Below are 12,944 nucleotides of genomic sequence, written 5' to 3'. Positions count from 1 at the left end.
TCGGTCTGCGCCCCCACCTCTCAAGAATCTGCCGCTATCGTCGCTCGCCCCATCGTGGGCCGACCGTGGGTTCGCCTACTCCCAGTTGTAGAGCGCGTCCGCGAAGATATCGTGGACGTCCTCGGTCGTCACGGGCCGGGGATTCGTCCGGAGGAGTCGTTTCTGGGTGTCGGTGGTCTGTTCGGCGAGCCAGTCGAGGTCGTCCTCGGTGATCCCTGCGAGCTCGTTGAGCCCGCTCGGGAGCACGTTCAGGTCGCGTTGGAGTCGGATGTACTCCCTCTTGGCCTCCTTGGCGGCCTCGCTCGTGCTCATCCCCGTCGTATCGGCCCCGAGCATCTCCGCGAGACGCGCGAACCGCTCGGGGTCGCTCGCGGCGTTGTAACCGAGCGTGCTCGCGGGCGTGAGCACCGCGATGGTCTCCCCATGAAAGGTGTGATAGCGGTTCCCGACCGGGTAGGCCATCGCGTGACACAGCGTCGCGCCCGCGGTGAGGCCCGCTATCGCGCCGAACAGGGCCCCTTGCAACATCGCCGAGCGCGCCTCGATGTCGTCGCCGTTGTTCACCACCTGCCGGACGTTCGAGGAGAGGAGGGAAATCGCGGCCTCGGAGAACTGGTCGGTGATCGGGGTTCGGCCCGCGTAGGTCGGCCGCGAGGCGGGGTCGTCGGCGCGCAGGAGGTCGTCGAACTGGTGGGTGGTGTACCCCTCGATGGCGTGACCGAGCGCGTCCATCGCGGTCTTCGCCGTGATGTCCGGCGGGAGGGTCGTCGTGAAGGTCGGGTCGAGCACCGCGGCGTCGGCGCGAACGTGATTGCTCGAAATCCCTTCCTTGATCTGTTTCTCCTCGACCGAGAGGATCGCCACCGGCGAGGTTTCGGCTCCGGTTCCGGCGGTGGTCGGCATCAGCACGAGAGGAATGTTCGATTGGGTGAGCGCCTTGCCCTTCCCGGTGGGTTCGGCGACGTAGTCGAGCGGCTCGCCCCCGTTTTCGATGACTGCGCGGGTGACCTTCGCGGTGTCGAGACAGCTCCCGCCGCCGAATCCCACATAAAAATCGTAGCCCGCCTCGCCCTGCTCGTCGCGGACGAACGAGAGGCACTCGCCGACCGCCTCCAGGGAGGGTTCGCGTTCGCAGTCGTCGTAGACGTCGACCTCGAAGCCCGCGTCTTCGAGGTGTTCACGAACCCGGTCGGCGTGACCGAGGTCGGCGAGGTTCTCGTCGGTGACGACGAGGCCGTGCGCACCGTCCTCGACGCCGAGGTCGTGGAACTGGAAGCCGAGCTCCTCGACGGCTCCGCGACCGAACCGTATCTCGGGCATCTGGAGGTTCCAGACCGTCTCGGGTTCGAAGCGGTGGTCGGGGGCCGACACCGAGCGCTCGTAGCTCACTGGCCCCATCCCTCCTCGATCTCGGGGAACTGCTCGGGGTCGTGGCCGTAGACGATCTCCGCCCCGTGTTTGCGTTCGAGCTCCTTCAGGGTCTGGAGGCTCCGGAACCAGTGGCGGTGGCTCCAGAGCAGTCCCGCACCCAGCGGCACCTCGTCGTCGTAGTTCACGGACTGGTAGATCTCGTCGCCCGCGAACACCACCGTCTCGTCCTCGAGGTCGACCATCGTCCCCGTCATCCCCGGCGTGTGACCCGCCAGCTGGATGAACTCGACGCCCTCGAAGTGGGTTTCTCGATCTTGGTGGATCACCTCCCAGTTGAGGTCGTGGTCGAAGTCGTCGAGCACGTAGGCCGCACTTCCCTCGTCGGATTTCGCGCTGTAGTAGGCGAACTTCAGTTCCTCCTCGTGGACGAATACGGGGGTATCCGTCCCGTCGAAGAATTCGAGGCCACCGGCGTGGTCGAGGTGGAGGTGGCTCTGGAACACGCAGTCGATCTCGTCGATCGAGTAGCCCGCGTCCTCGAGGTCGTCGTCGAGGCGGTGTTCGTGGGCGTCCTTCGGATAGAACGCCTGCACGAGCCCCTCGGGCCAGTGGCCGTTCGCCGCGTCGTGGTGCGAGCCCGTATCCCAGAGGATGGTCGCCTCGGGGTGGTCGATCACGAAGTTCGGTACCGGGATCTCGACGTAGTCGGTGTCGGGGTTCGGCTCGTCGTGGCTCCCGAGGGTGTTGCCCTCGACGAGATAGTTGAGGTCGGTTTCGAGCACGCCGCGGTCGATGACGTCGATGGTTGCGTCGACCATGCCCGTCGATTACACGCCGAACCGTCATGACTGTTCGCCCGGTTCTCAACTATCGAACCCGAATCCTCAAGCCGGAAGCCACCGAGGACCCGGCATGAACGTCAGCGTCGTCGGCAGCGGCTACGTGGGAACCACCGTCGCGGCGTGTCTGGCGGACCTCGGACACGACGTGGTGGCGATCGACATCGACCAAGAGATCGTCGACACCGTGAACGCGGGCGAGACGCCGATCCACGAACCGGGCCTGCCCGAACTCGTCGAAGAACACGCCGGCGGCCGGTTGCGTGCGACCACCGAACACGACGCGCTCACGGACACCGACGTGACGATCCTCGCGATGCAGACCCCCTCGCGCGAGGACGGCTCGATCGATCTTTCAGTACTGAAGGCCGGCACCCGCGACACGGGCGAGGCGCTCGCCGAGAAGGACGGCTACCACCTCGTCGTGGTCAAATCCACCGTCATCCCGGGGATGATTGAGGAGGAGATCGAACCCGTCCTCGAAGACGCATCGGGGATGACGGCGGGCGAGGGGTTCGGTGTCGCGGTCAACCCCGAGTTCCAGAGCCAGGGCTCGGCGGTCGAGGACTTCATGCATCCCGACAAGCTCGTCTTCGGTGCCGAGGACGAGCGAGCGTTCGGGGCGCTCCACGAACTCTACAACCCGCTCGTGGAGGCAAACGACGGCGTGCCGGTCGTCGAGACCGGCCAGCGCGAGGCGGCGATGGTGAAGTACGCCAACAACGTCTTCCTCGCGGGGAAGATCAGCCTCATCAACGAGCTCGGGAACGTCTGCAAGGAGTTCGACGTGGACTCCTACGAGGTCGCCGACGCCATCGGGCTCGACGAGCGAATCAGCGAGAAGTTCCTCCGGTCCGGCGTTGGGTGGGGCGGCTCGTGTTTCCCGAAGGACACCGACGCGCTCCGGGCGGCGGCGCGCTCGGCCGACTACGAACCCCAGCTCCTCGACGCGGTGGTCGGAGTCAACGACAACCAACCCGTGAGAATGCTCGACCTGCTCGCCCAGCACGTCGACCTCGACGGGAACCGTATCGCGGTGCTCGGGCTCGCGTTCAAACCCGGCACCGACGACATCCGTGGCTCGCGCGCGACGGTCGCCATCGACGGGCTGCTGGAGCGCGGTGCGGACGTCGTGGCCTACGACCCGGTCGCCGCCGACGCGATGGCCGAGAAATTTCCAGAAGTGGAGTACGTCGACTCGGCCGCGGCGGCGCTCGACGATGCTCACGGGGCGCTCGTGCTCACCGACTGGGACGAGTTCGGGGCGCTCGACGACGAGTTCGAGACGATGAGTAGTCAGATAGTCGTCGACGGCCGGCGGATCGTCGACCCGCGCGAGGGGATGACCTACGAGGGGCTGACGTGGTGAGCGGGCGCGTCGCTTCGAGTCAGGTGGTGTAGCCGTGCGCCAGTTCGTCGTTCTGGGTCACGAAGCGCCGCTCTCGCCCGACTTCTCGCTTGACGACCTGGCCGGTGCGGCGGGCCGCCTCGACGTGCTCTGTCGGTGCGTGACCGCGGCGCTGTGTCTCTCGCACGGCATCCGCGAGGACGTCCGCGTCTGGCTCGTCTTGCAGGACGAGTTCACGGTGCGCTTCGAGGGGAGCGAGGTGCGGAACCTCAACCCCGACGAGCGCTCGACGGCGGCGCTCGTTCGCAGGGCACTCGACGCGAAGGACGGCGCGATCGGCCACATGGCGGCCGAGAGTTCGCCGGGGGTGTCGATAGTCCGGTTCGGGTTCGAGGACGTGCTCGACGAGGTCGATGGCACCGTGATCGAACTCCACGAGGACGGCGACCCGGTGGGGGAGGTCGACCCGCCTGCGGACCCGGTGTTCGTGCTCTCGGACCACCGGGACTTCACCGCGGGTGAGGCCGACCTCCTCGAAGCGCGGGCCGCGGCGCGAGTGACCCTCGGCCCCGAGCGCCTCCACGCGAACCACGCGATACCGGTGGCGCACAACTGGCTCGATACCGAGGGGTTCAGGCGGTACGAACCCGAATCCACGACCGGATGAACACAGATGACCGGAGTTCGTGATATCGAGATGAACTACCTCGGCTGGGCGCTGTTCGCGCTCGTCGGCTACAGCATCTTCACCCCGCTCGCTTCACTCGCGATCCGAAACGCGCCCTCCAGCGTGGTCGCGGTGGTCGCCAACGGCATCCTCCTGTTCGCGGCGGTCGCGGTGAGCCTCTACGAGGGCGACCAGTTCCTCACCTACCTCACGGGTCGAACCGGGATCTACATGGTGGCCGCAGGGGTCTTCCTCGCGGTCGGCATCCTCGCCTACTACCGCGCGCTCGCCGCGGGCCCGGTGAGCGTCGTCACCCCCATCTTCGGGATGTTTCTGGTGGGCAGTTCGCTGCTCTCGATCCTCTTCCTCAGCGAGTCGTTCACCCTCCAGAAGGGCGCGGGGATCGCGCTCGCCGTCGTCGCGGTCTATCTCACCGCCACCGGATAGAACGGAAGGGTTAACACCGTCGTGGCCATCAACCCGACTGCGGGCCGGTGGGGTAGCTTGGTATCCTTCGGCCTTCGGGTGGCCGTAACCGCGATTCGAATTCGCGCCGGCCCATTCAATCCCCACCTTTTGCTGCGCTCGGCCGCGGAGCGGCCTCGCTGGCAAAATGTGGATCAAAAGCTTCCTCCTTCCCGTTGGTCAGTCGTCAGCCCGCTCGCTCACTTCGTTCGCTCGCGGTACAATCACTAACTTCTCCGCAACCACTAACCGCCCCCACAACCACTAACCGCACCGCAACCGCCTCCGCCGAAGCCCTCGCTCGCGGATGCTACGCTTGTGCGCGAAACCGCGAAATTCCACAGGTACCATCCGGTCAAAGGGGATGATTCGCCTATTTCGAGATCAGTCCATCCGATTCGCCTCTGAGGACTTCCGTACCCTCCTCGTTCGTGCACACGAACTCGGAGGCTAGCAGGGTTCGATGTTCTTCTTCGGAGACGCGCACCATCTCCGTCTCGCAGCTGATGGTGTCACCGGCATAGACCGGCTGGAGAAACTCGAAGTCGAGGGTTCGCGCGACGTAGTTCATCTCCCCACCGATCTTGGTCGGCAGCGTCGCGGTGAGCAGCCCCTGTGCCATGAGCCGTCACTCCGCATCGCGTTCGACGTGCTGTCGCCCGCTATCGCCCGAGAGCTCGGCGAATCGTTCGATGTCCTCCTCGGTGAACGTCCGTTCGTACGACCGGACCTCGCCCTCCGCTGGAACCATGCCCGTTCGGTTGGACGGGTCCCGTCGAATCGTTTTCGCTCGCTGATAAACCTCCGTGGAGTTTTGTTCGTGGATTCGGTGACGTTGGGACGCTACTGCTCGGTGACGGCGAGCCCGACCGCGACGACCGCACCGGCGGCCATCGAGACCGCGAGCAGCGAGAACGCGACCCTGAAATCCGAGACGTCGGCGATGACTCCGACCACCGCGGGTGCGACCGCCCCGACGCCCATCAGGAGGGTTCGCACGAGGCCCAACCCGCCGCCGGCGATCTCCTCGGGGATGGTCGTCGAGAGGTGTGCCGCGCGGATCGGTCGGAAGCCGTGGCCCCCGAGGCCGAGCACGACGACGGCCGCGCCGAGACCCACGAGACCCCCGAGGCCGATGAGCCCCACCAGTCCGGCGGTCGCCACACTCAGCACGACCGCGGCGAGCGGAAGCCGGCCGAGCCGGTCCGAGAGGCCGCCGGTGAGGACCTGGACCACACTGACGGCGAAGAGAAGGCTGTAGAGCAACGAGGCCGTGCCGGTCGCGAGGCCGCGCTGGGTGAGGTAGAGCGGGAGGAACGCCACGAGTCCGTTGTACGCGAACCCGAAACACAACGTCACGACGACGAACGCGGCGAGCCGGCGGTCGCGAAAGAGCACGAGGTAGGGGCGGATCGCGAGCGAGCGCTCCCCGTCGGTGTCCGTTCGCTCACGGCGCGGCACCCGGAGGAGGACGCCCGCGACGAGCGCGACGCCGCAGACCCCGCCGAGGGCGAACAGGGCCCGCCAGCCCACGGTGCCCGTCGCGAGCACGACCGCGGCGGGGGCGGCCACGCCGCCGAGCGCACCGATGGTGTCGAAGATCCCGAGCGACCGCCCGACGCGCGCGGGGTAGACCCGCGCGAGCAGCTCGACGGCGACGGTCTTGTGGGTCCCGGTCCCGAGTCCCACGAGCGCCATTCCGACGAGCACGACCGCGAACGGAGCCCCGACCCCGAGCACGAACGCCCCGAGTGCGGCCACGAGGCTCCCGATGGCGATGATCTTGACTTCTCCCAACCGATCCGAGAGCGCCCCGCTCGGGAACTGGAGGAGGGAGTAGAGCAGCATCATCGCGGAGAAGGCGGCCCCGAGCGTGGCGTTCGAGACCCCGAAGGCCGTCTGGAACTGGGGGAACAGCGCCGAGATGCCGTAGCGGAGGAACTTCGCGAGGAACCAGAGCCCCGCCGCGAGCCCCAGCGTGTCGTACCCGCCGAGCCGCGACCACCACCCCGAAGCGCGCGCCGTCATTCGTTTGCGAACCCGTGGTCGGGACGTAAAGCCGGCGCGTTCGGTCCCGCTCGATCGACCCCGTCACGACCGGACGACGATGGGTGGAAAACCCATCATCGAGCGCTTCGGCAGCGCTCGACCCGGTCGGGTCGTCAAACGCGTCGGACGAGGTGGTCGCGCACGACGTTCTGGCAGTCCGCACACAGCCCGTCGAGTCGGACGGCCGTCGAGAGGACGGGGTAGTTCACCGAAAACCCCTCGTAGAGACCGCCAGTGAGTTCCCGCTGAGCGAGCCCGATCGCCGCGTCGATGCTCGTCGTGGTCCGAAGCACGCCCTGCCGGTCGCGCGCGACCGTCCGGCAGCGCTCCCGGTGGGTCGCGAGCCGGTCGTGCCGTTCGGCCAGCGCGTCGAAGTCGCAGTCGGTGAGCGGCGTCTCGTTCGCCTCGACGAGCCACTCGATGACGTCGCCGAGCGCCTCGTTCGCCGCCGCCAGCGATTCGGCCTCGGTTTCGAGGGCGCGCGCCATGACGCGGAGCTCGTGCTGGCGGGTGGTCGCCTCCGAGACCACACGCTGTTTCAGCCCGTCGGTGAGGTTCGCGGCACCGTTCGCGGGCGCGAGCGCGACCGCGACGCCCTCCGAGAGCTCGGCGGCGACGGTTTCGAGGAGCCCGTCGGCGGGGTCCGAATCGACGGTTCGGTGGCCGGCCACGGTGTCGGCGAACCGCTCGCGGACCCGGTCGCAGCCGCTCGACCCCGTCGAACTCGCCGCCGTCACTGACCCGATCGCGGTCGGGCCGCCGCCACGGCCGACCGGCGAGTCGGTCGGCGTCTCCTTCACGCTCGCGACGAACCGGCGGTAGGCCGCTCGTTTGTTCTCGGTGGTGGTTCGCTCGTCGTCCACTCGGTTCCGTGCGCGCTCGACGTACGTCTCGACGGTCATCGGTCGTCACCCGCCATACCGGCCGTTTCGCGGTCACTCGCCGGTGAGGGATCGTCGCAGCCGACCGGCACGGGCACCCGCCGGTGCTGGCCCCGCGGGTCGGTCGCGGCCGTCTCGTGGACGACGAACTCGTGGAACGGGAGCCGAGGGTCGTACCGACGGAGACGAGCGCGGTAGACCTCGGCCACCCGAACCGCGCTCGCCGCGGTCGCACGGTCGGTGAACCGGAGCCCCGAGACCGGCACCGGTCGGGCGTCCGTGCGCCCGCAGACGACGACGTAGCGGCCGTCCTCGCTGGCGAGCGAGACGAGCCGCGCACGGATCTCGCGGAGCGTCGGGTGGGAGCTCATGACCGGGTCGTCCCCGTACTCGATTCGACCTGCGCTGCCGGATGGCCGACCGCTTCCCTCGAATCCGCCGGGGCCGACCATCCGGAGACGAACGTGCCCATGGTTTTAGGCAACCCTAAAGAGGTAAAGCCGTTTCGGTTTTTCGGGTTGCCTAAAATTCCGTGTGACGTTCGACCGGTCGCTCCGAACCGGCTTCGTCGTTCGGTATCGGCCGTGTGATCGCCGGATGGCGGGACCTCGTCGCGGTCGATTCACGCCGTGAATACGCGTCGCGCGGTGAAAGCCGATCAGGTGTCGTCGGCGTTTCTGGACAGGTATTTCACCCGCAACGCCGTTTCGACTGTATGAACGGACCCGTCGTGTCGAACCGGAGGGAGCGGTAGGGGTGGCGCGCCACCGGGTCCCCCTGCTGTTCGTCGCGACGGCCCTGCTGTTCGGCGGGACGTTCGTCGCGGCGAAGGCCGGCATCGCCTACATCCCGCCGCTGCTGTTCGTCTCGTTTCGGTTCGACATCGCCACGGTCCTCCTGCTCGGGTTCGTGGTGCTGACCCACGACCGGTCCGAGTGGATCCCACGAACCAGGAACGACGTTCTGGGGTCGCTCGCGGCCGGCGTGTTCGCGATCGGGCTGGCGAACGCGTGTCTGTTCGTCGGGCAGCAGTACGCCACGAGCGCGGTGGCCTCGATCGTCTTCAGCCTCAACCCCGTGCTGACCCCGATCTTCGCCGCCCTCCTCCTCTCCGACGAGTCGCTGCCGGAGTACGGCGCGGTCGGGATGGCGGTCGCGTTCGTCGGCGTCGCGCTCGTCGTGGGTATCGACCCGGCGACCCTGCTCGACAGCGGTCTCGCCGGGTACCTCGTCCTGTTCGGCGGGGCGGTGTGTGCCGCGCTCGGGAGCGTGCTGATCCGGTGGGCCGACGCCGACTACACGAGCATCGCCCGGACGGCGTGGGGCGTGCCTGTCGGGGCGCTCCTCTGTCACCTCGTCGCGTTCGGCGCGGGCGAGCAGCTGAGCGCGATCGAGTGGACGCCCACAGCGCTCCTCGCACTCGGCTACGTCGGTCTGTTCTCCGGCGCGATCGCCTACATCGTCTACTTCGGGCTGCTCGACGACGTCGGCGCGATCCGGGCGAACCTCGCGTTCTACGTCGTGCCCGTCGTGTCGGCGGTCGGCGGCTGGCTCCTCCTCGGCGAGTCCATCACCCCGACGACCGTCCTCGGCTTCGCGGTGGTCGCGCTCGGGTTCGCCGTGCTGGGCCGGCGAGAACTTCGGGTCGAACTCCGGCGGCTCGCGGCGTTCGTCGACTCCGACACCGCCGGCGGGCCCGACGCGAACCCGGAGACCTGGAACGAGTGCGACGACTGAGGCGACGTCGGACGCGCTCGTCCGAACCGCCGCATCCCGAATCGCTTTGTGGACAACCGTCGATCGGCCGATGTGGAATACACGACACTCGGCTCGACGGGACTGACGGTTTCAGAACTCTGTTTCGGGACGTGGCGCTTCGGCAAGCGAACCGGCGACGTGCTCGAAACCGACGAGGAGGAGGGCCACGAGCTCCTCGACGCCGCCGCCGACCACGGCATCAACTTCATCGACACGGCGAACGTCTACGGCGACCCGAACGGCACGGCTGAGAAGTACATCGGGAACTGGCTGGAGGGCCGCGACCGCGAGGACTACGTCATCGCCTCGAAGGTCTTCTTCGGCTTCGACCCAGACAACCCCAACGGCAGCGGTCTCGGGCGCAAACACATCCGCACCCAGATAGAGGGCACCCTCGACCGGCTCGGCACCGACTACCTCGACCTCTACTACATCCACCGCTTCGACGAGGATACCCCGATCGAGGAGACGCTCCGCACCCTCAACGACCTCGTCCGCAAGGGGAAGGTCAACTACCTCGGCGCGAGCACGATGGCGGGCTGGCAGCTCACGAAGGCGCTCTGGAAGTCGGACGTGGAAAACCTCGAACGGTTCGACGTCACCCAGCCGCTCTTCCACGCCGCCTACTACGACGACGTCGCCGAGTACCTGGACGTCTGCGCCGACCAGGACCTCGCTGTCTGTCCGTACTCGCCGCTCGCGGGCGGCTTCCTCACCGGGAAGTACGAGCGCGCTGGCGAGGGAACCCACGACGTCGAATCGCCCGACGGCTCGCGGGGGACCTTCGACGAGTTCTTCGACGACTACTACGTCTCCGACCGTGGCTGGGACGTCCTCGACGAGGTTCGGGCGATCGCCGACGAACTCGACGCGACGCCGGCCCAGGTCGCGCTCCGGTGGCTCATCGAGCGCGAGCAGTTCACGTGTGTCCCGATCGTCGGCGCGCGCACCACCGACCAACTCGACGACAACGTCGGCGCGGTCGAGATCTCGCTCTCCGACGACCAGCGCGAGCGCATCGACACGGCGCGTGCAGGCGAGCAGTAACCCGCTCTCCAACGAAAAACCCCGTTCTCGGTGGTGCGCCTCAGCTACTGGAGTTGTTCCCGCCCGCGTTCGGTGCTTGCCCGGTTTCGAGCCCGTCGACCTCGGGGACGGTGGCGGTGTTCTCGTACTGGGTCGCGGTGACGCTCGGTGGAGCCTGCCCGGTGTCGAGCGCCTCGTCACCGGTCGTGAGTATCTCTCCCTCCTCCTCCGCCGCGGTCGAGGTGGACGCGGCCGACCCGTCCTCGCCGTCCGCCCCGCTCGCCGCGGTCCCGTCCTCGCCGCTCTCCTCGTCGGCGGGCGTTCCGCCGCCCGGGTCGCTCCCGTTGCCGCTTCCGTTTCCATCGCTCCCGTCGCCGTTCCCCGAACAGCCCGCCAGCAGCGCGAATCCGCCGATGCTCACGGCCCCGACCCGCGCGAGATAGCCTCGTCGATCCATATCCTTCGAGAAGATTCGGCGCGAGCAAAAGCGTTCTGAAACCCTCGCGGCCTCGCCCGGATGGTTTAGGAACGCGGACCGCGTACCGCCGGGAATGCCGGACGACGGCGACTATCGCACGATCCGCTCGATCGCGGTCCACACGGACGACATCGTGACGGCGGTCGAGGCCAACCACACGGCCGGCCCGCGGACGGTGCTCCGGGTGACGCCGCCGTTCACCCCCCGGATGCGCGCGCGGATCCACGTCGAGCACGAGGGAGAGTACGCGGGCGGCCCCGCACCGCTCCACATCGACCCGGGACGTCTCGTCGATGCTCCACCCCACCCGACTCCCGACGCGACCGAGGAGCGCCTCCGGGACGACCCCGAGGTCGAGTACACCGTCGAACGCCACCACGAGCGCCACACCGCGGCGGTGGACGAGTGGCGCGCGGCGCTCGCCGACCGGGTGGTCGAGTCGGTCGAACTCGACGGCGACCACGGCCCCCACGCGGTCGCCGTCGCAGCCCTCGGCTGATCGGCACGGGTAGTCACTCATTTACCGCGTGCCCTCCCGGATCGGTCATGACCGAGGAGACCACCCAGTCGATCCTCAGCCACGAGGAGCGCGCGGTCGCGGCCGCCCTCGCGGCGGGCACCGACCCGGTGGCGATCGCCGACGAGCGCGACGCCTCGATCGAGACGGTCGAGGCGGCCGTCGAGCGCATCCGGGAGAAGACCGAGCGCGCGTTCGCCACGCTCGCCGAGAGCCCCTTCACCGCCGACCTCGTGACCGACCTCGACCCCGAGGACCGCGCGGCGCTCCGCGAAGCGTTCTCGGAGTGAGCGGCCGAACGAAGCCCATCGTCGTCCGTCCCCCTGCGATAGACGTCTCAGAGGGGCATCCTATCGATAGCGGCGACCAACCCGACGTGCCCGAACGGGTACGACGACCGCCGGCGGTTCGAAGCCCTCAGTCCGCGTACGACCGGTTTCGAACGATCTGGTTCCGGATCGTCCGCCGTTTCAGGAGCACGAACCCGCCGAAGACGAACCCGAAACCGACGACCGTGAGCGCGGTCGGCGTCTCGGAGAGGAAGACGAACCCCGTGACCGTGGCGACGACCGGGGCCGCATAGGACACCAGGTTGATCTCTATCGAGCCGAGACGCTTCAGCAGGTCGAAGTAGATCAGGAAGCCGATGGCGCTGGAGACGACCGAGAGGAAGACCAACGCGCCGATAGCTTCGAGGGTCAGGTCGACGTTGGCGGCCGATTCTCCGATGCCGGCGCTCGCCGCGTGTAACAGCCCGGCACCGATGACCATCGACCAGCCCTCCATCGTCCTGGCCGGCATCTCGGTGTCGAGCCGCTGGGTGAGGACGCTTCCCAGGGCGAACGCCACCGCCGCGACGAACACGAAGCCGAGCGAGACCGTCCTCGTCCCGAGGAGGTTCCCCGGATCGGGGTTGCTCAGGATGCCGACGCCGACGAACCCGAGCACGAGGCCGATGGTCCCCACGGTGGTGAGTCGTTCGTGGGGGAGGAACGCCCTGGCGAAGACGGTGGTCAGTATCGGCGAGAGGCTGACGACGATGGCCGACGCACTGCTGGTCGTCCCTTGCTCGCCGATGAACAGGAAGGCGTGGTAGGCGGCTATCAACAGTAAGCCGTCGATGCCGACCACCAACCACTCGTCGCGGTCCCTCGGGAGCCAGTGGTCCGTCGTCAGGAGGACGTAGGCCATCATCAGGATACCGGCCAGGTCGTAGCGAACGGCGGCGAAGAGCACCGGCGGGAAGAACTCCAGCCCCGCCTTGATCGCCGTGAACGCGGACCCCCACGCTATCGACAGTGCCACGAACAGGGTGGCGTTTCGAAATCTCATTGACTGTATCGAGTACCGTCCGACCGTCCGTGGCGCGAAAACTTGGGTGTCCTGATCCGCTTCGTCGACGTGGCACCTCCTACGGCCGACCGAGACCCGAAACGACCCTCGCCGCACGATTTAAGTTCTGGGGGAGACAAGCGTTGGCATGGCCGCATACGGCCGGCCGGCGCTTCGGGACCTCTTCGATGACTCGCCCACCCCGCACATCGC

General features: G+C 67.8%; 14 protein-coding genes, 1 tRNA gene and 1 pseudogene. 8 read left to right on the top strand and 8 right to left on the bottom strand.

The window, feature by feature from the left end; genetic code table 11:
• Positions 1-75: 75 nt before the first annotated feature.
• Both D3261_RS17055 and D3261_RS17050 read right to left on the bottom strand, forming a co-directional pair.
• The gene (locus tag D3261_RS17055) at positions 76-1,389 is read right to left on the bottom strand and encodes a hydroxyacid-oxoacid transhydrogenase (protein WP_120074440.1); all 1,314 of its coding nucleotides are present in this window, start codon (positions 1,387-1,389) and stop codon (positions 76-78) included.
• Positions 1,386-2,189, bottom strand: coding sequence for an N-acyl homoserine lactonase family protein (locus tag D3261_RS17050; RefSeq protein ID WP_120074438.1), 804 nt, complete (start codon positions 2,187-2,189; stop codon positions 1,386-1,388). The genes D3261_RS17055 and D3261_RS17050 overlap by 4 nt, the downstream gene beginning before the upstream one ends.
• A 94-nt stretch (positions 2,190-2,283) precedes the next feature.
• Between D3261_RS17050 and aglM the strand changes: the two genes are divergently transcribed.
• From aglM to D3261_RS17030, 4 genes are all read left to right on the top strand, one after another.
• Positions 2,284-3,579 carry a UDP-glucose 6-dehydrogenase AglM gene (aglM, locus tag D3261_RS17045; RefSeq protein ID WP_120074436.1) on the top strand — a complete coding sequence of 432 codons (1,296 nt, stop codon included), beginning with the start codon at positions 2,284-2,286 and terminating at the stop codon, positions 3,577-3,579.
• Between the two features lie 34 nt (positions 3,580-3,613).
• Entirely contained in the window at positions 3,614-4,225 is a 612-nt protein-coding gene (gene trmY, locus D3261_RS17040; protein WP_120074434.1) for a tRNA (pseudouridine(54)-N(1))-methyltransferase TrmY, read from the top strand.
• Between the two features lie 6 nt (positions 4,226-4,231).
• Positions 4,232-4,672: an EamA family transporter gene (locus D3261_RS17035; protein WP_120074433.1), complete on the top strand. Its 441-nt coding sequence runs from the start codon at positions 4,232-4,234 to the stop codon at positions 4,670-4,672.
• A gap of 41 nt (positions 4,673-4,713) precedes the next feature.
• Positions 4,714-4,786: transfer RNA gene (locus tag D3261_RS17030), tRNA-Pro, on the top strand.
• A 277-nt stretch (positions 4,787-5,063) separates the two neighbouring features.
• On the opposite strand, the pseudogene D3261_RS17025 reads toward D3261_RS17030, so the two are convergent.
• From D3261_RS17025 to D3261_RS17010, 4 genes and pseudogenes are all read right to left on the bottom strand, one after another.
• Positions 5,064-5,441 (bottom strand): annotated as a pseudogene (locus D3261_RS17025) (MaoC/PaaZ C-terminal domain-containing protein).
• A gap of 92 nt (positions 5,442-5,533) precedes the next feature.
• Positions 5,534-6,718, bottom strand: a complete 1,185-nt coding sequence (locus D3261_RS17020; protein WP_120074431.1) for an MFS transporter — start codon at positions 6,716-6,718, stop codon at positions 5,534-5,536.
• A 134-nt stretch (positions 6,719-6,852) separates the two neighbouring features.
• A complete protein-coding gene (locus D3261_RS17015) occupies positions 6,853-7,641 on the bottom strand; it encodes a hypothetical protein (RefSeq protein ID WP_120074429.1) in 789 nt (262 codons plus the stop codon).
• Positions 7,638-7,991 (bottom strand): hypothetical protein, encoded by a 354-nt coding sequence (locus D3261_RS17010; protein WP_147464990.1) that lies wholly within the window; start codon positions 7,989-7,991, stop codon positions 7,638-7,640. Before D3261_RS17010 ends, D3261_RS17015 begins: the two co-directional genes overlap by 4 nt.
• 385 nt (positions 7,992-8,376) lie before the next feature.
• Between D3261_RS17010 and D3261_RS17005 the strand changes: the two genes are divergently transcribed.
• Positions 8,377-9,357, top strand: coding sequence for a DMT family transporter (locus D3261_RS17005; protein WP_120074425.1), 981 nt, complete (start codon positions 8,377-8,379; stop codon positions 9,355-9,357).
• 72 nt (positions 9,358-9,429) lie between these two features.
• Positions 9,430-10,425, top strand: a complete 996-nt coding sequence (locus tag D3261_RS17000) for an aldo/keto reductase (protein WP_120074471.1) — start codon at positions 9,430-9,432, stop codon at positions 10,423-10,425.
• Between the two features lie 40 nt (positions 10,426-10,465).
• Here the strand turns inward: D3261_RS17000 and D3261_RS16995 are convergent, their stop codons facing one another.
• Positions 10,466-10,861: a hypothetical protein gene (locus D3261_RS16995; protein WP_120074423.1), complete on the bottom strand. Its 396-nt coding sequence runs from the start codon at positions 10,859-10,861 to the stop codon at positions 10,466-10,468.
• Positions 10,862-10,955: 94 nt separating this feature from the next.
• On the opposite strand from D3261_RS16995, the gene D3261_RS16990 reads away from it, so the two are divergent.
• On the top strand, positions 10,956-11,381 hold the full coding sequence (locus tag D3261_RS16990; RefSeq protein ID WP_120074422.1) for a hypothetical protein: 426 nt from the start codon (positions 10,956-10,958) through the stop codon (positions 11,379-11,381).
• 47 nt (positions 11,382-11,428) lie between these two features.
• The gene (locus D3261_RS16985; protein ID WP_120074420.1) at positions 11,429-11,689 is read left to right on the top strand and encodes a hypothetical protein; all 261 of its coding nucleotides are present in this window, start codon (positions 11,429-11,431) and stop codon (positions 11,687-11,689) included.
• 127 nt (positions 11,690-11,816) lie between these two features.
• Here D3261_RS16985 and D3261_RS16980 read toward each other — a convergent pair whose 3' ends face one another.
• Positions 11,817-12,731 carry a DMT family transporter gene (locus D3261_RS16980; protein ID WP_120074418.1) on the bottom strand — a complete coding sequence of 305 codons (915 nt, stop codon included), beginning with the start codon at positions 12,729-12,731 and terminating at the stop codon, positions 11,817-11,819.
• Between the last annotated feature and the right edge of the window lie 213 nt (positions 12,732-12,944).

This window comes from Halococcus sp. IIIV-5B, from assembly GCF_003602035.1.
GTDB lineage: Archaea > Halobacteriota > Halobacteria > Halobacteriales > Halococcaceae > Halococcus > Halococcus salsus.
Note: the sequence above shows the minus strand (reverse complement) of the source record. Positions and strands in the feature narration are given on the sequence as shown.